At 63.9% G+C, this 16896-nt stretch carries 15 protein-coding genes; 7 read left to right on the top strand and 8 right to left on the bottom strand.

Annotated features, from left to right (window positions below; all coding sequences use genetic code 11):
* Positions 1 to 54: 54 nt before the first annotated feature.
* Together LOY22_RS24605 and LOY22_RS24600 are read right to left on the bottom strand one after the other, a co-directional pair.
* Positions 55 to 765, bottom strand: a complete 711-nt coding sequence (locus LOY22_RS24605; RefSeq protein WP_093378840.1) for a PolC-type DNA polymerase III — start codon at positions 763 to 765, stop codon at positions 55 to 57.
* Complete coding sequence (locus tag LOY22_RS24600; RefSeq protein WP_195885932.1) at positions 762 to 2699, bottom strand: DUF294 nucleotidyltransferase-like domain-containing protein; 1938 nt, start codon at positions 2697 to 2699, stop codon at positions 762 to 764. Before LOY22_RS24600 ends, LOY22_RS24605 begins: the two co-directional genes overlap by 4 nt.
* A gap of 235 nt (positions 2700 to 2934) precedes the next feature.
* Here LOY22_RS24600 and LOY22_RS24595 point away from each other — a divergent pair, with 235 nt between their 5' ends.
* Positions 2935 to 3378 carry a response regulator gene (locus LOY22_RS24595; RefSeq protein ID WP_195885173.1) on the top strand — a complete coding sequence of 148 codons (444 nt, stop codon included), beginning with the start codon at positions 2935 to 2937 and terminating at the stop codon, positions 3376 to 3378.
* Between the two features lie 68 nt (positions 3379 to 3446).
* Here the strand turns inward: LOY22_RS24595 and LOY22_RS24590 are convergent, their stop codons facing one another.
* Positions 3447 to 5624 (bottom strand): malate synthase G, encoded by a 2178-nt coding sequence (locus tag LOY22_RS24590; RefSeq protein WP_093378849.1) that lies wholly within the window; start codon positions 5622 to 5624, stop codon positions 3447 to 3449.
* 435 nt (positions 5625 to 6059) lie between these two features.
* Between LOY22_RS24590 and LOY22_RS24585 the strand changes: the two genes are divergently transcribed.
* Positions 6060 to 6578, top strand: a complete 519-nt coding sequence (locus tag LOY22_RS24585) for a glycine cleavage system protein R (protein ID WP_045199194.1) — start codon at positions 6060 to 6062, stop codon at positions 6576 to 6578.
* Between the two features lie 98 nt (positions 6579 to 6676).
* On the opposite strand, the gene rarD is transcribed toward LOY22_RS24585, so the two are convergent.
* From rarD to LOY22_RS24560, 5 genes are all read right to left on the bottom strand, one after another.
* Positions 6677 to 7564: an EamA family transporter RarD gene (gene rarD / locus LOY22_RS24580; protein WP_045199195.1), complete on the bottom strand. Its 888-nt coding sequence runs from the start codon at positions 7562 to 7564 to the stop codon at positions 6677 to 6679.
* A gap of 65 nt (positions 7565 to 7629) precedes the next feature.
* Positions 7630 to 8604 carry a serine/threonine protein kinase gene (locus tag LOY22_RS24575; protein ID WP_093378854.1) on the bottom strand — a complete coding sequence of 325 codons (975 nt, stop codon included), beginning with the start codon at positions 8602 to 8604 and terminating at the stop codon, positions 7630 to 7632.
* Between the two features lie 161 nt (positions 8605 to 8765).
* On the bottom strand, positions 8766 to 10673 hold the full coding sequence (locus LOY22_RS24570) for a PhoX family phosphatase (protein ID WP_258595161.1): 1908 nt from the start codon (positions 10671 to 10673) through the stop codon (positions 8766 to 8768).
* A gap of 63 nt (positions 10674 to 10736) precedes the next feature.
* Entirely contained in the window at positions 10737 to 11501 is a 765-nt protein-coding gene (locus LOY22_RS24565) for a TOBE domain-containing protein (RefSeq protein ID WP_195885170.1), read from the bottom strand.
* A gap of 59 nt (positions 11502 to 11560) precedes the next feature.
* On the bottom strand, positions 11561 to 12298 hold the full coding sequence (locus LOY22_RS24560; RefSeq protein WP_258595159.1) for a ComF family protein: 738 nt from the start codon (positions 12296 to 12298) through the stop codon (positions 11561 to 11563).
* Positions 12299 to 12387: 89 nt separating this feature from the next.
* Between LOY22_RS24560 and bioB the strand changes: the two genes are divergently transcribed.
* The 5 genes from bioB to bioD are packed head-to-tail and all read left to right on the top strand — an operon-like array spanning position 12388 to position 16849.
* The gene (gene bioB, locus LOY22_RS24555; RefSeq protein ID WP_045199206.1) at positions 12388 to 13446 is read left to right on the top strand and encodes a biotin synthase BioB; all 1059 of its coding nucleotides are present in this window, start codon (positions 12388 to 12390) and stop codon (positions 13444 to 13446) included.
* A gap of 7 nt (positions 13447 to 13453) precedes the next feature.
* Positions 13454 to 14626 carry an 8-amino-7-oxononanoate synthase gene (gene bioF, locus LOY22_RS24550; protein WP_258595157.1) on the top strand — a complete coding sequence of 391 codons (1173 nt, stop codon included), beginning with the start codon at positions 13454 to 13456 and terminating at the stop codon, positions 14624 to 14626.
* Positions 14619 to 15350 carry an alpha/beta fold hydrolase gene (locus LOY22_RS24545; RefSeq protein ID WP_093378876.1) on the top strand — a complete coding sequence of 244 codons (732 nt, stop codon included), beginning with the start codon at positions 14619 to 14621 and terminating at the stop codon, positions 15348 to 15350. Before bioF ends, LOY22_RS24545 begins: the two co-directional genes overlap by 8 nt.
* Complete coding sequence (gene bioC / locus LOY22_RS24540) at positions 15343 to 16167, top strand: malonyl-ACP O-methyltransferase BioC (RefSeq protein WP_258595154.1); 825 nt, start codon at positions 15343 to 15345, stop codon at positions 16165 to 16167. The genes LOY22_RS24545 and bioC overlap by 8 nt, the downstream gene beginning before the upstream one ends.
* Position 16168: 1 nt before the next feature.
* Positions 16169 to 16849 carry a dethiobiotin synthase gene (gene bioD, locus LOY22_RS24535; RefSeq protein ID WP_258595152.1) on the top strand — a complete coding sequence of 227 codons (681 nt, stop codon included), beginning with the start codon at positions 16169 to 16171 and terminating at the stop codon, positions 16847 to 16849.
* Positions 16850 to 16896: the final 47 nt, after the last annotated feature.

The raw sequence follows: 16896 nt of genomic DNA, 5'->3' as shown, positions 1-16896 counted from the left end.
GCGATTGTCGCAGAAGCTCCCCATTAGACGCAATTCACGCTCATCGGATGATGCTTAAAAGCCATGACTTTGTTGCCGCCGCCTGCGCAGGCGGTGCAACTGCTGGTCGAGCAAGGCCGGGCTGTCCAGCTGCTGGCGGCGGGCCTGGCTGAACAGAATCAGCGCCAGCTCGGCGGTGACCATGGCATCGGCGCTGGCGTTGTGCCGTTCGGCGGCCTCAAGGCCAAAGTAGGCGGTCCAGTCATCCAGCCCGGCTTCACGCAGGGTGATCTGCGGGTTGAGCAGCGGTGCCAGCTCGGCGACATCGAAGAACGGATGCTGCAGGCGATAGCCCAGGTGGTCCTTCAGCGCTCGGCTAAGCATGCGTTGATCGAACGGTGCATGAAACGCCAGCAGCGGGCTGTCGCCGATAAAGTCCATCAGCTCCAGCAGCGCCTGGGCTGGATCACTGCCAGCGGCGATGGCGCTGGGGCCCAGGCCGTGGATCAGCACACTGGAGGTGAGCTTGTGGTCCCGCTGGTGCAGGGTGCGTTCGAACTGCTGGCTGAAGTCGATGGCACCGTCTTCGATCACCACCGCGCCAATCGACAGCACCTGGTCGCGGTTGAGGTTCAGGCCGCTGGTTTCCAGGTCGAGCACCACCCAGCGCTGCTGGCGCAGGCTGTGTTCGGCCAGCGGCGCGGGGGCTGTCAGTTGCTCCACGCGCTGGCGCAGGTGCTCGTCGAGCCGCGGTTGGCTGGGGCGCAGCCAGGCAAACAGGCTCATAGCTGGTACCGCAGGGCCAGGCTGCTTTGCAGGCGCTGGGCCTGGCGCAGCGACTCGCGCAGGATGCGCCGGTCCAGGTGGTTGAGGCTGTCGGGGTCGACCCGGTTGGAGTAGGGCAGGTTCTGCCGGCTTTGCAATTGATGTTGCTGCATGCGGGTTTGCTGAATGAAGTGGTAGGCCTCTTCATAGGCGGCGCCGTCGAGCGGGTCGATCACTTGCCTGGCCACCAGTTGGCGCAGGCGCTCCAGGGTGTTGTTGGCGCCGATGCCGTTGGCCAGGGCCAGTAACCGTGCGCCATCGACGAACGGCGTCAGGCCCTGGACCTTGAGGTCGAGAGTGGCGGCCTTGTCGTTACCCTGGCGGGTCAGCACGAACTCCCGGAAACGTCCCACCGGCGGGCGCTGGCGCAGGGCATTATCGGCCATCATGCGCTGGAACAGGCGGTTGTCGGCTACCTGCTCGAGGATGCTCTGGCGCAGTTGCTCACAGGCCTGTTCGTCGCCCCAGACCACCCGCAAGTCGAAGTAAATGCTCGACGCCAGCAGGTTTTGGGGCGTGGCTTCGCGAATGAAAGCGGCAAAGCGCCGTGCCCATTCGGCGCGGGACAGGCACAGCTCGGGGTTGCCGGCCATGATGTTGCCCTTGCACAGGCTGAAGCCGCATTGCGCCAGGCCCTGATTGATGTGCTGGGCCAGCGGCAACAGGCGCCCGCGTAGTTCGGCGGCATGGGCGGCATCGCGGGCTTCGAAGAGGATGCCGTTGTCCTGATCGGTGTGCAGGGTCTGTTCGCGGCGGCCTTCGCTGCCGAAGCACAGCCAGCTGAAGGGCACGCCCGGGTCGCCCTTGTCTTCGATGGCCAGCTCGATCACCCGGCACACGGTGTGGTCGTTGAGCAGGGTGATGATCTGGGTGATCTGCGTCGAAGACGCGCCATGGGCGAGCATGCGTTCAACCAGCTGGCTGATTTCGCCGCGTAGCGATACCAGGTTTTCGACCCGGCTGGCGTGGCGGATGGTGCGCGCCAGGTGCACCAGGTCGACCCGTTGCAGGGAGAACAGGTCCCGCTCGGACACCACGCCGCACAAGCGCCGCTCTTCGACCAGGCAGACGTGGGCGATATGCCGCTCGGTCATGGCGATGGCGGCGTCGAAGGCGCTGGCTTGCGGGCTCAGGTAGAACGGCGCGGCGGTCATGTGCCGGCTGATTGGCTGAGCGAAGTCGGCGCTGGCATCGGCCACCACCTGGCGCAGGTCGCGCAGGGTGAAGATGCCGATGGGAAAGCGCTGCTCGTCGACGATGACAATGCTGCCGACCTGTTGCTCGTGCATCAGCCGCACCGCTTCACGCAACGGCGTGGCCGGGTCGCAGACTACCGGGTGACGCATGGCCAGCTCGCCCAGGCGGGTGTTCAGTGAATACTGGTTGCCGAGGGTTTCCACCGCGCGGCGCTGGACCTGCTGGTTGACCTGGTCGAGCAGGCTGCTGACCCCGCGCAGGGCGAAGTCGCGGAAGGCTTCGGACAGGGTGAACAGGCGGATGAACGCGGCCTTGTTCAATTGCAGGCAAAAGGTATCTTCGCCGGCCAGGTGTTCGGTACGGGTCGCCCGTTCGCCGAGCAGGGCGGCGAGCGGGAAGCACTCGCCGCTGGTGATCTCGAAGGTGGTTTCGGTGCCCGGGCGGCTTACGTGCTGACGCTCACCGACCACCCGGCCCTGCTTGACGATGTAGAAGTGCTCGACCGGGCCGTCGCTGGGCTTGATGATGCTGTCATTGGCCGCATAGAAGCGCAGTTGGCACTGTTCGACGAGAAACGCCAGGTGGGCGTTCTCCATCTGATTGAAGGGTGGAAAGCGTTGCAGAAACTGCATGGTCCCCTGGATGTTCTGCATGACTGCAGTCTTTCCTGCCTGGGCGAAGGCGTCCTTTTTGCTCATGAGCATTACCGCGTCTTTGTGTCGAGCTGTGACCATCGACCTTGTTGTTTTCGTTGTTCATGGTCGGCCGCGGGCTGCTCAGTGCCCATTGGACGTAAGTCTATAAACTGCGTCAGGCTGTTGAAGCGTTGCGTCATGTGTCAATTTGCCGACGAAAGGCAGTTTGCAAGTAATCTCAATGCGGTCTGAACTTGATTCACAGGACATTTTGCAGGTCATTGATGATGAGACAGCCATGTCCGACCACGAAGACATACTGAGCGAAGCCGAGCGCAAAGCCCTGGCATCGGTGATTGCGCCTGAGGCTGCGCCGCCCAAGGTTTTGATCGTCGACGACAACCGTGTGGCCCGCGATGCCCTGGCCAGGTACCTGAGTTCAAAACGCATCAAATGCCTGACCGCCAACAGCGGCAAGCAGGCGCTGGAGTGCCTGGCCAAGGAGCGCGGTATCGGTCTGGTGATTACCGACCTGCGCATGGGCTCGTTCGGTGGGCTTGAGCTGATACGTCAGATTCGCGAATCGGAGCGCGCGGCGATGCCGATCATCATCGTCTCAGGGGCTGCGGATGTGAAAGACGCCATCGAGGCGATGCACTTGAGCGTCGTCGACTTTCTGCTCAAGCCGATCGATCTGGACAAGCTGGTGGGGTTGGTGCGCAGGGAACTGGGGATGGGCTGAAGCCATCACGGGTCAAGTCGGATCGGCGCACCGCCGCTCCGACTTGACCCGCGATGAAGACAACGCGATTACAGGCCGTTCCGGGCCTTGAACTCGCGACGACGACGATGCAGCACCGGCTCGGTGTAACCGTTCGGTTGCTTGCTGCCTTCGACGACCAGCTCAACCGCCGCCTGGAAGGCGATGTTGTTGTCGAAGTCCGGAGCCAGCGGGCGGTACAGCGGGTCGTTGGCGTTCTGCTTGTCGACCACCGGCGCCATGCGCTTGAGGCTCTCCAGAACCTGCGCTTCGCTGACCACGCCATGGCGCAGCCAGTTGGCCAGCAACTGTGCGGAAATCCGCAGGGTGGCGCGGTCTTCCATCAGGCCGACATCGTTGATGTCCGGCACCTTCGAACAACCGACACCCTGGTCGATCCAGCGCACCACGTAACCGAGGATGCCCTGAGCGTTGTTGTCCAGTTCGTTGCGCTTTTCTTCGTCCGACCAGTTGGTATCGGTCGCCAGCGGGATTGTCAGGATGTCATCGACCGAAGCCGGTGTACGCTTGGCCAGTTCCGCCTGACGGGCGAACACATCAACCTTGTGGTAGTGCAGGGCGTGCAGGGCCGCAGCAGTCGGCGACGGTACCCAGGCGGTGTTGGCACCGGCCAGCGGGTGGGCGATCTTCTGCTCGAGCATGTCGGCCATCAGGTCCGGCATGGCCCACATGCCTTTACCGATCTGGGCGCGGCCTTGCAGGCCGGTGGCCAGGCCGATATCGACGTTGGAGTTTTCGTAGGCGCCGATCCACTTCTGGGTCTTCATGGCGCCTTTGCGCACCACGGCGCCGGCTTCCATGGAGGTGTGGATTTCGTCACCGGTACGGTCGAGGAAGCCGGTGTTGATGAACACCACGCGCTCGCTGGCCGCCTGGATACAGGCCTTGAGGTTGACCGTGGTGCGGCGCTCCTCGTCCATGATCCCGACTTTCAGGGTGTTGCGCTTGAGGCCCAGGGCATCTTCGATGCGGCCGAACAGCTCGTTGGTGAACGCAGCTTCTTCCGGGCCATGCATCTTCGGTTTGACGATGTACATGGAGCCGGTGCGGCTGTTCTTGCGGCTGGTGTTGCCATTGAGGTTATGCATCGAGGCGAGGCTGGTAACCAGGCCATCGAGGATGCCTTCCGGCACTTCGTTGCCGTCCTTGTCGAGGATGGCGTCGATGGTCATCAGGTGCCCGACGTTACGCACGAACAGTAGCGAACGGCCGTGCAGGCTGACCGAACCACCGTTAGGCGCGGTGTATTCGCGGTCCGGGTTCATGGTCCGGGTGAAGGTCTGGCCAGCTTTGCTGACGCTTTCGGCCAGGTCGCCTTTCATCAGGCCCAGCCAGTTGCGGTAGATCACCACTTTATCGTCGGCATCGACGGCGGCAACCGAGTCTTCGCAGTCCATGATGGTGGTCAGGGCGGCTTCCATCAGCACGTCCTTGACCCCGGCGGCGTCGGTCTGGCCGACCGGGGTGCTGGCGTCGATCTGGATTTCGAAGTGCAGGCCGTTGTGCTTGAGCAGGATCGCAGTCGGCGCCGAAGCGTCGCCCTGATAGCCGATCAGCTGGGCATCGTCGCGCAGGCCGCTGTTGCTGCCACCCTTGAGGGCGACCACCAGCTTGCCGCCTTCAATGCGGTAGGCAGTGGAGTCGACATGGGAGCCGGCAGCCAGTGGCGCCGATTCGTCGAGGAAGGCGCGGGCGAAGGCAATCACCTTGTCGCCGCGAACCTTGTTGTAGCCTTTGCCTTTTTCTGCGCCGCCGGCTTCGCTGATGGCATCAGTGCCATACAGCGCGTCGTACAGCGAACCCCAACGGGCGTTGGAGGCGTTCAGGGCAAAGCGGGCATTCATGACCGGCACGACCAGCTGAGGGCCGGCCATGCGGGCGATTTCGTCGTCGACGTTCTGGGTCGAGGCCTGGAAGTCTGCAGCTTCTGGCAGCAGGTAACCGATGTCCTGAAGGAAGGCCTTGTAAGCCACGGCATCGTGAGCCTGGCCTTTGCGCGCCTGGTGCCAGGCGTCAATCTGCGCCTGCAGTGCGTCACGTTTGGCCAGCAGTGCTTTGTTCTTTGGAGCGAGGTCGTTGATGATCTTTTCCGCACCCACCCAGAATTGTTCGGCGTTGACGCCGGTTCCGGGAATGGCTTCGTTGTTCACGAAGTCGAACAGGACTTTGGCGACCTGAAGGCCACCGACTTGAACGTGTTCAGTCATTGCTTGCCTCACTCTGCTCAGCTATTCAGCTCTTCTATTTAAGCCTTGCGCGCTTCTCTAAACACGGCACCAGAACATGCCCTTGTGGGCGGCTGGGTGCGGCCTGCCAGACAGGCTGGCAGGCGTTGGCGTATTTTCACAGGCGCCTTGGCAGACATCGATCCAACGTTTTGTAGTCCACGCTGCGGCATACTACATGATGCGCTGCGGTTGTGAAAATCAGACTAAATACGTCGTTCTGCGACCAATTGGTCGCATAGGGTCACGCTGGGAGTGCGTATGTTCTCAAAAAAGCGGCAGATTGTTCCAGATAAATCTTGAAACAGTACACGATTAGTCAATCGCTGCTCCTGCGGCAGGTTGCCGCGCCTTGCCTATACTTTCTGCGCGCCCTTTGATTTCGGGGGCTGAACGTCAAAAGCAGAGGGTTAGCGCGTGGATCATCTCGTATTGACAGTGATCGCCCCCGACAAGGCCGGGCAGGTCGAGCGGATCGCTCAATGCATTGCCGAGCATAACGGTAACTGGTTGGAGAGCCGCATGTCGCGCATGGCCGGGCAATTTGCCGGCATTCTCAAGGTAGCGGTGCCGGCCGAGTCCTACGATGAACTGGTCGAGGCGCTGAAGGCCCTGATCAAGCACGACATTCGTGTGCTGATCGCCGAGAGCGGCATTGAGCCGTCCTGCACCTGGAAGCCGATCGCCATGGAGCTGGTGGGCAATGACCGCCCGGGTATCGTTCGCGACATTACCCGGCTGCTGGCCGAGCAGGGCGTCAACGTCGAGCGCCTGACCACCGAGGTGCGACCGGCGCCGATGAGCAGCGAACCGCTGTTCCATGCCGATGCCTTGCTGGCGGTGCCGCTGACGCTGTCGCTGGAGGTGTTGCAGGGCAAGCTGGAGGCATTGGCCGACGACCTGATGGTCGAATTGAACCTGCGCCCCGAGGATTAGTTATCCCGGTTTATCGGGGATGCGCCTGTGGATAAGCTTGGGAGATGTCGCTGCAGGCCACGATTGGCGTGGCCTGCAGGTGGTTGTGTGTTTTTTGATCAGCTGCGCCGGCGCAGGCTCAGCCAGGCGTCGACGCTGTACAGCGCCAGGCCCGCCCAGATGAACATGAAGGCCACCAAGGTGCTGCTCGACAGGTGCTCGCCGAACAGCCACACCGCCTGCAGCAGGACCAGGGTTGGCGCCAGGTACTGCAAGAAGCCCAGGGTGGTGTAGGGCAGGTGCCGGGCGGCGGCGTTGAAGCACACCAGCGGCACCAGGGTGACCGGACCTGCGGCTATCAGCCACAAGGCTTCGCTACTGGTATAGAAACTGGCCTGGGCGCTGTGAGCCATGGGGTTGAGCAGCATCCAGCCGATGGCCAGCGGCACCAGCATCCAGGTTTCCACCACCAGCCCGGGCAAGGCGGCGACCGGCGCCTGTTTGCGGATCAAGCCATAGAAACCAAAGCTCAGCGCCAGTACCAGGGATACCCAGGGCAGGCTACCGACCTGCCAAACTTGTTGCGCTACCCCAAGCGCGGCCAGCCCTACTGCGACCCACTGCAAACGGCGCAGGCGTTCACCGAGTAAAAGCATGCCCAGCAGCACGTTGACCAGCGGGTTGATGTAGTAGCCCAGGCTGGCTTCAAGCATGCGGCCATTGTTTACCGACCACACGTAAGTCAGCCAGTTGCCGGCGATCAGCGAGCCGCTCAGGGCCAGGATCGCCAGGCGCTTGGGGTTTTCGCGCAGTTCGCGCAACCAGCCCGGATGTTTCCAGACCAGCAGCAGCAACGAGCCGAACAGCGCCGACCAGAGCACCCGGTGGACGATGATTTCTACTGCGGGGACGCTTTGCAGCGCTTTGAAGTAAAGCGGGAACAAACCCCAGATGATGTAGGCGCTCAGGCCCAGGATGTACCCGCGGCGCGGGTTGGCGGCGTGCATGCAGATTCCTTGCTTAGGCAGCTATCTAAAAGCAGGGGGCTATTGTAGACAGACTCGCATGCGCTTCAGAACAATTTCAGCGGTTCTTCATCCAGCGCCGCCATTTGTTCGCGCAGGGCGAGGATCTGGTCGCCCCAGTAGCGCTCCTGGCCGAACCAGGGGAAGCTGCGCGGGAACGCCGGATCGTCCCAGCGCCGGGCCAGCCAGGCACTGTAATGCAACAGGCGCAGGGCGCGCAGAGGCTCGATCAGCGCCAGCTCGCGCGGGTCGAAATCGTGGAACTCGTTGTAGCCATCCATCAGCTCGGCGAGTTGGCCAAGACGCTCGTGGCGTTCGCCGGCAAGCATCATCCACAGGTCCTGCACGGCCGGGCCGGTGCGGCAGTCGTCGAGATCGACGATGTGGAACACTTCGTCGCGGCACATCATGTTGCCCGGGTGGCAGTCGCCGTGCAGGCGGATGACCTGGTGCGGGGTGCTGGCGTAGATCGCTTCGACGCGCTTGAGCAGGTCGCGGGCTACCGATTCGAAAGCCGGCAGCAGGCTTTTAGGGATGAAGTTGCCTTCGAGCAGGGTGTTCAGCGAGGCGTGGCCGAAGTTATCCACCGCCAGCGCTTCGCGGTGCTCGAACGGGCGGGTGGCGCCGACCCCGTGCAGGCGGCCGAGCAATTGCCCGAGGCGATACAGCTGGTCGAGGTTGCCTGGCTCCGGCGCGCGGCCGCCGCGGCGCGGGAACAGGGTGAAGCGAAAGCCGCTGTGCTCGAACAGGGTCTCGCCGTTGTGCACCAGTGGCGCCACCACCGGCACTTCGCATTCGGCGAGTTCCGCGGTAAAGCTGTGTTCTTCGAGGATCGCCGCGTCGCTCCAGCGGTCTGGGCGGTAGAACTTGGCGATCAGCGGTTCGGCCCCTTCGATGCCCACCTGGTAGACCCGGTTCTCGTAGCTGTTGAGTGCCAGCACCCGGGCGTCGCTGAGAAAGCCAATGCTTTCCACGGCGTCCAGGACCAGGTCGGGGGTGAGTGTTTCAAAGGGGTGGGACATGCTCGCTCCTGCTATGCGGCAGGTGGCCGCAAGGTTCCTGCATGGTATCGCACATCGCCGGCTCGTGTGGGAGCGGGCTTGCCCCGCGATGCAGACACCAACTGATGTGCCGTCTGCACTGGCGTCATCGCGGGTCAAGTTGAGTTGTCGCACCGCCGCTCCTACAGATGGGCGCCAACGATCCCACCATCCTCCCTGCTGATTGCCATCACCGACGAGCGCGGCTTGCCATTGGGCAGGTGCTCGGGGAAGGTCGAACCGCCGGTTTCGCCCGGATGCTGGATACCGACGAACAGCGTGCGCTGGTCCGGGGCAAAGGCGATGCCGGTCACTTCGCAGGCCACCGGGCCGACCATGAAGCGGCGGATCTCGCCACTGGCAGGATCTGCACAGAGCATCTGGTTGTTGCCCATGCCGGCGAAGTCACCGCTGTTGCTGTAGTCGCCGTCAGTCAGTATCCACAAGCGGCCATCGGCATCGAAGCCCAGGCCATCGGGGCTATTGAACATGTTTTGCGGGGTGATGTTGGCGGAACCTGCCTTGGCATCACCGGCATGCACGGATGGATTGCCGGCCACCACGAACAGGTCCCAGTCGAAGCTCATGGCGCCATGGTCATCGGCGCTTTCGCGCCAGCGCAGGATCTGCCCGTAGACATTCTTCTCGCGCGGGTTGGGGCCGCCGACCGGCTGGCCGTCTTCACCGCGTTTGACGTTATTGGTCAGGGTGCAATAGACCTGGCCGTCCTTGGGGCTGACCACGATCCACTCCGGGCGGTCCATGCGCGTGGCCTGCAGGTGACTGGCGGCCAGGCGTGCATGGATCAACACCTGGGCCTGGCTGGCAAAACCGTTGGCGGCGTTGAGGCCGTGCTTGCCGTGGGTCAGCTCCAGCCATTGGCCTTTGCCGCGCGGATGGTCAGGGGTACGGTCGCCATCGTCGAAGCGCGCCACATACAAGGTGCCGTGGTCCAGCAGGTTGCGGTTGGCGCTGGCGTTCTTGTGGTCGATGCGCTCGCGGCTGATGAACTTGTAGATGAACTCGCCTCGCTCGTCGTCGCCCATGTACACCACGGCGCGGCCGTCGGCGGTCTCGGCGAGGGCGGCATTTTCGTGCTTGAAGCGGCCCAGGGCGGTGCGCTTGACCGGTGTTGATTGCGGATCGAACGGGTCGATCTCGACCACCCAGCCATGGCGGTTGAGTTCGTTGGGGTTTTTCGCCAGGTCAAAGCGCGGGTCGTGCGGGTGCCAGTCGACGTCCTTGCCGCTGACCGAAGCGCCATAACGCTTCTGCGCGGTATCGAAGGCCTGGGCCGGATCGCTGCTGCCGAAACAGTCGGTGAAGTTCTCTTCGCAGGTCAGGTAGGTGCCCCACGGGGTTTTGCCGTTGGCGCAGTTCTGGAAGGTACCCAGCACCTTGCGCCCGCTGTTGTCGGCCGCGGTTCTGAGCAGGGCATCGCCGGCGGCGGGGCCGCTGAGGCTGATGGGCGTGTTGCCATGGATGCGTCGGTTGTAGGGCGAATCCTGGATGAATTGCCACTGGCCGTCGGCGCGTCGCACTTCGATTACCGACACCCCTTCAGCGGCCTGGGCCTTGTGCACCTCTTCGGCAGAGGCCGGTTTGCCACCGTGGCTGAACAGGTAGCGGTAGTTGGTGTACTCGTTGTTGATCGCCATCAGCGCGCGGTTGTCGTCGCCGGGGAAGGGGAACAGGCTCATGCCGTCGTTGTGGTCACCGAACTGCAGTTCCTGGGCCTGGGCACTGCCATTGCCGGAAGGGTCAAAGGCTGGCGCGTTGGCGTGCAGCGGCTGGCCCCAGCTGATCAGCACCCGGGCCTTGTAGCCTGGCGGCAGGCTGATGCTGTCGGCGCTGGCGGCGGGAATGCTGGCAAAGCCCAGCAGGCTGCTGTTGCCGGCGCTGACGCTGGCGGCCAGAACGCTGCGGCTGAGCAGATTGCCACCGAGAAACAACGCTGCGCCGCACAGGGCCCCGGCACCGATAAAGCGCCGGCGGCTGAGACGGGTGAGCTGTTCGAGGTCGGTTGGCTGGTGTTCTTCTAATAGGTGCATGACAGGCTTCCTGCGGGTTTGGCAGTCACCTTAGTCAGGGCGCATGACGGTTTTGTGGCAGTTTTACAGCGGCGTTCCGAGAAGCACGTAGGAAGGCTGGAACTGCACCTGCAGGTCGCTACCTACAACGACCCGGTGATCCTTCAGCCAGTGAGCTTCGGCAAAGGCACACAGGGTTTGCCCGCTGGCCAGGGCCAGGCGCACTTCGGTGGGGCCCTCGGCGTCGTCAAGCAAGGCATCGACCTTGACCGGCAAGCAGTTGTAGCCCTGCGCAGGTTGTTCATCGAGGCCGAGCAACTCCAGCCAGCCGGCCTTGATCAGGGCGACGACGGCGGTACCGGGGCTCAGTTCCAGGCGAGCGGTGCTGTCGTGGGTGATCTCGGCGTCGATGCGCAGATCACCCGCCAGGGTCAGGCTGATGCGGTCATAGCGGCCCTGGGTCTCGATCGAACTGATACGCCCGTGCAGTTGGTTGCGCGCGCTGGTGCGCAGCATCAGGCGGCCGAGCAGGTCGAGATCGCTGGCGTCTTCGGCGGCTTCGAGGATCTGCGCCTGCAGCGCCTGCAAACGCTGGTACAGGCGCAGCACCCGTTGGCCTTCGGTGGACAGTTTGGCCCCACCGCCGCCACGGCCGCCGACACTGCGCTCGACCAGCGGGCTGGCCGCCAGGTTGTTGAGCTCGTCGATGGCATCCCAGGCGGCCTTGTAACTCATGCCGGCGCTTTTCGCCGCACGGGTGATCGAGCCTTGTTCGGCAATGTGTTGCAGCAAGGCAATACGCTGCGGACGGCGGACGATGTGCTGGGTGAGCAGGGCAGGCAGAGACATAAGCGGTAACGGGCACCTGAAAGGAAACAGCCCGAAAGTGCCCGCACCCCGCGTGCAAGTCAAGCGCTGCCGGGCTTGGCGGTGCGTGCCAGGCAGTAGACATCGACCCGCCGGGCGCCCGCCTTGAGCAGCAGGCTGGCCAAGGCCTGGGCAGTAGCGCCAGTGGTCAGCACGTCATCCACCAGTGCCACATGACGCCCGGCAATCAGCTTGCTGTCGTGGATGGCGAAGGCCTGGCGCAGGTTGCGTTTGCGCGCCTGCGCCTTGAGACCTTGCTGGGCCGGGGTATCGAGGGTGCGGATAAGCACCTGTTCGCTGCAGCTTATGCTCAGTTGCTGCGCCAGCCAGTGACCGAGCATGCCCGCCTGGTTGTAGCCACGTTGGCGCAAACGCCGCTTTGCCAACGGCACCGGCAGCAACAAGGCCGGGCGCGGCAGCCCTTCTTCAAAGCGATGGATCAACCAGCGCCCGAGCAGTTGCGCCAGCAGGCGGCCCAGCGGCCACTGGCTGTTGTGCTTGAAGCGGGTGACCAGCGCATCGACCGGAAAGCCGTAGTGCCAGGGCGCCTCGACCCGATAGAAAGCCGGCGGGCGCCGGCTGCACTGGCCGCAAACCAGACCGTGCATGGGCAGCGGCAGGGCACAGACCTGGCAATGCTCATCGAGCCAGGGCAGTTCGCTTTCGCAGGCGACACACAAAGGGTAGGGCTGCTCGGCCGCTTCATTGCAGAGCAGACAGGTGTGGTTATTAAATAGCCAGTTGTAAACCTTGTTTTTGACTTGTGGTTGACAGTGCATCAGCCTTCCTTAACTATGCGAGCTATCCGTGATGCGCTGGCGGGGTTTCCTGTGCCGGCGCTTGTACAAGCCTAAACAAGGAACCGCCGATGAGCGCCAGCACAACTGCAACAACACGTCACGACTGGTCCCTGGCCGAGGTCAAAGCCCTGTTCCAGCAGCCGTTCAATGACTTGCTGTTCCAGGCGCAAACCGTGCACCGCGCGCATTTCGACGCCAACCGCGTGCAGGTCTCGACCCTGTTGTCGATCAAGACCGGCGCCTGCCCGGAAGATTGCAAATATTGTCCGCAGTCCGGCCACTACAACACCGGGCTGGAAAAACAGAAGCTGATGGAAGTGCAGAAGGTCCTCGAAGAGGCCGCCCGCGCCAAAGCCATTGGTTCGACCCGCTTCTGCATGGGCGCGGCCTGGAAGCATCCGTCGGCCAAGGACATGCCTTACGTGCTGCAGATGGTCAAAGGGGTCAAGGCCATGGGCCTGGAAACCTGCATGACCCTCGGCAAGCTCGACCTTGAGCAAACCCAGGCGCTGGCCGAGGCCGGGCTGGACTACTACAACCACAACCTCGACACCTCGCCGGAGTTTTACGCCAGCATCATCACCACCCGCACCTACAGCGATCGCCTGCAGACCCTGGCCTATGTGCGCGACGCCGGGATGAAAATCTGTTCGGGTGGCATCCTCGGCATGGGCGAGTCGCTGGACGACCGCGCCGGGTTGCTGATCCAGCTGGCCAACCTGCCGGAGCACCCGGAGTCGGTCCCGATCAACATGTTGGTAAAGGTCGCCGGTACTCCGCTGGAAAACGCCGAAGACGTTGACCCGTTCGATTTCATCCGCATGCTCGCCGTGGCCCGCATCCTCATGCCCAAATCCCACGTGCGGCTGTCCGCCGGCCGCGAAGCGATGAACGAGCAGATGCAGGCCCTGGCCTTCTTTGCCGGTGCCAACTCGATCTTCTACGGCGAGAAACTGCTGACCACCGCCAACCCGCAAGCCGACAAGGACATGCAACTGTTCGCGCGCCTGGGCATCCAACCCGAAGCCGGTGAAGAACACGCCGACGAAGTTCACCAGGCGGCCATCGAGCAGGCCTTGGTCGAGCACAAGAGCAGCGAGCTGTTCTACAACGCTGCCTCGGCCTGAGGCGCGCATGGCTTTTGATCTTCGCGCGCGGCTCGAGCAACGCCGCGCGGCTGACCTGTACCGTCAGCGCCCGCTGCTGCAAAGCCCGCAGGGCCCTGAAGTGGTGGTCGACGGCCAGCCGTTGCTGGCGTTCTGCAGCAATGACTACCTGGGCCTGGCCAATCACCCGGAAGTGATCGCCGCCTGGCGCGCCGGTGCCGAGCGCTGGGGTGTCGGCGGCGGCGCTTCGCACCTGGTGATCGGCCACAGCAGTCCGCATCACGCGGTCGAAGAAGCCCTGGCCGAACTTACCGGGCGGCCGCGGGCACTGCTGTTTACTACCGGCTACATGGCCAACCTCGGTGCTCTGACCGCGTTGGTCGGGCAGGGCGATACGGTGCTGCAAGACCGCCTCAATCACGCCTCGCTGCTCGATGCCGGGCTGCTCAGCGGCGCGCGCTTCAACCGCTACCTGCACAACGATGCCCAGAGCCTGGCCAGCCGCCTGGACAAGGCCGTCGGCAACACCCTGGTGGTGACTGACGGGGTGTTCAGCATGGACGGCGACCTGGCCGATCTACCCGCCCTGGCTGCAGCGGCCAATGCCCGCGACGCCTGGCTGATGGTCGACGACGCCCATGGCCTGGGTACCTTGGGACGTAACGGCGGCGGCATCGTCGAGCATTTCGGCCTGACACTGGCGCAGGTGCCGGTGCTGATCGGCACGCTCGGCAAGGCTTGCGGTACCTCGGGTGCTTTCGTGGCGGGTAGCGAAGAGCTGATCGAATGCCTGATCCAGTTCGCCCGGCCCTACATCTATACCACCAGCCAGCCACCGGCGCTGGCCTGCGCCACCCTGCGCAGCCTGGAACTGCTGCGCAGCGAACACTGGCGACGTGAGCACCTGGCGGCGTTGATCCAGCAGTTTCGCCGCGGCGCCGAGCAGATTGGCCTGCAGTTGATGGACAGCTTCACGCCAATCCAGCCGATCCTGATCGGCGACAGCGCGCGCGCTTTGCGCCTGTCGCAGCTGCTGCGCGAGCGCGGCTTGCTGGTGACCGCGATCCGCCCACCCACGGTGCCTACCGGCAGTGCGCGGCTGCGCGTGACCCTGAGTGCGGCGCACAGCGCGGCGCAGGTGCAGCTATTGTTGAATGCATTGGCTGACTGTTATCCGCTGCTGGAGCTTGCTGATGCGTAATCATCTGATCCTGTTGCCGGGCTGGGGCCTGGGCAGCTCCGCCTTGCAACCGCTGGTGGCGACCCTACGGGCCATCGACCCCGGTTTGCGGGTCGAGATCCAGGCCTTGCCCAGCCAAGTGTCGAGCAACCCCGAAGACTGGCTCGACAAGCTCGACCGGCAACTGCCACGCCATGCCTGGCTGGGTGGCTGGTCGCTGGGCGGCATGCTCGCCGCAGAGCTCGCTGCTCGCCGAGGCGATGACTGCCATGGCTTGATCACCCTGGGCAGCAACCTCAGTTTTGTCTCGCGCCCAGGCTGGCCGCACGGTATGGCGGTGGATACCTTCCAGACCTTCCTCGAAGGCTGCCGTTATCACACCCAGGTCACCCTCAAGCGCTTTGTTTCGCTGTGCAGCCAGGGCGCGCAAGAGCCGCGCAGCCTGGCCCGGTTGCTCAGCGCCTGCATGCCCGCGCCGGCCCCCGAGGAACTGGTGGCGGGGTTGCAGGTGCTCGGCCAGCTCGATACCCGGAAGGCTGTGCAAGCTTATGGCGGCCCGCAGTTGCACCTGTTTGCCGGGCGTGACGAGCTGGTGCCGGCGGAGGTCGCCGGCGAGTTGCTGGAGATTCTGCCCGACGTGGAAGTCGGGCTGCTGGAAGACAGTGCTCATGGTTTTGTGATGGAAACACCTCATGAGTTGGCGGCAGCAATCAAGGCCTTTGTACATGAGAGTGGCGATGACTGATCTTTCCCTGCCGGGCCTGCCCGGCGCCTTGCCCGATAAACGCCAGGTTGCTGCGTCGTTCTCCCGCGCCGCCGCCAGCTACGACAGCGTCGCCGAACTGCAGCGCGCGGTAGGTACTGCGCTGCTTGAGCAGTTGCCGGGTGCACTTGAACCGCAACGCTGGCTGGACCTGGGCAGTGGCACCGGCTACTTCAGTCGCGCCCTGAACAGCCGTTTTCCCCAAGCCGCCGGTATCGCCGTGGACATCGCCGAAGGCATGCTCGAGCACGCCCGCGAGCAGGGCGGGGCGCATCATTATGTAGCTGGCGATGCCGAGCGCTTGCCGCTGCGCGACGCCAGTGTCGAGTTGATTTTCACCAGCCTGGCGGTGCAATGGTGCGGCGATTTTCGTGCCGTGCTCAGCGAGGCCCGGCGCGTGCTGCAACCGGGTGGAGTACTGGCGTTCGCCAGCCTCTGCGTCGGCACCCTGCATGAACTGCGCGAAAGCTGGCAGGCGGTCGATGGCCTGGTGCACGTCAATCGCTTCCGGCGCCTTGAGGACTATCAGCGCCTGTGCGGCGAAAGTGAGCTGCAGGTGCTGAGCCTGCAGGCCCGGCCCCATGTGTTGCACTACCCGGATGTACGCAGCCTGACCCACGAACTCAAGGCCCTCGGCGCCCACAACCTCAACCCCGGCCGTCCGGCAGGCCTGACCGGACGCGCGCGCATGCAGGGGCTATTGCAGGCCTATGAGCGCTTCCGCCAGCCGCAAGGACTACCGGCGACCTACCAGGTGGTCTACGGTGTACTGCAAAAGCCGCCGGTAGAAGGGGATTGAGATGAACCCGGCCTATTTCATTGCAGGGACCGACACCGACGTCGGCAAGACCACCATCGCCGCCGGCCTGCTGCACGCCGCGCACCTGGCCGGCCTGAGCACCCTCGGTGCCAAGCCGGTGGCGTCCGGTTGCGAGGCCAGCAGCCAGGGCCTGCGCAACGCCGATGCCATGGCGCTGATCGCCGAAAGTTCGCTCAAGCTGCCCTACGACCAGGTCAACCCGTTCGCCTTCGCGCCGGCCATTGCCCCGCACCTGGCGGCGCGTGAGGCCGGTATCGCCCTGAGCGTGCAGGCCTTGTTGACGCCGATGCGCGAGGTGCTGGCCCAAGGCGCTGATTTCACCCTGATCGAAGGTGCTGGCGGCTGGCGCGTGCCGTTGTCCGACCAGGCCAATCTGTCGGACCTGGCCGTGGCCCTGAAGCTGCCGGTGATCCTTGTGGTCGGCGTACGTCTGGGCTGCATCAACCACGCCTTGCTGACGGCTGAAGCCATTGCCCGCGATGGCCTGCAACTGGCTGGCTGGGTGGCCAACATTGTCGACCCGCGCACCTCGCGCCTGGAGGAAAACCTCGCCAGCCTCGCCGAACGTTTACCGGCGCCGTGCCTCGGGCGGGTGCCGAAGCTCAAGCAGGTCAGCGCTGAAGCGGTGGCCGCGCACTTGCAACTGGACCTGCTGGACTGACGCTCGTCTATCGTAAGGCACAGTGCCATTAGTGTTTTCAACGGGCC

The sequence above is a fragment of the Pseudomonas sp. B21-035 genome, from assembly GCF_024748945.1.
Lineage (GTDB): Bacteria > Pseudomonadota > Gammaproteobacteria > Pseudomonadales > Pseudomonadaceae > Aquipseudomonas.
This window is presented reverse-complemented; position numbering and strand designations above follow the sequence as displayed.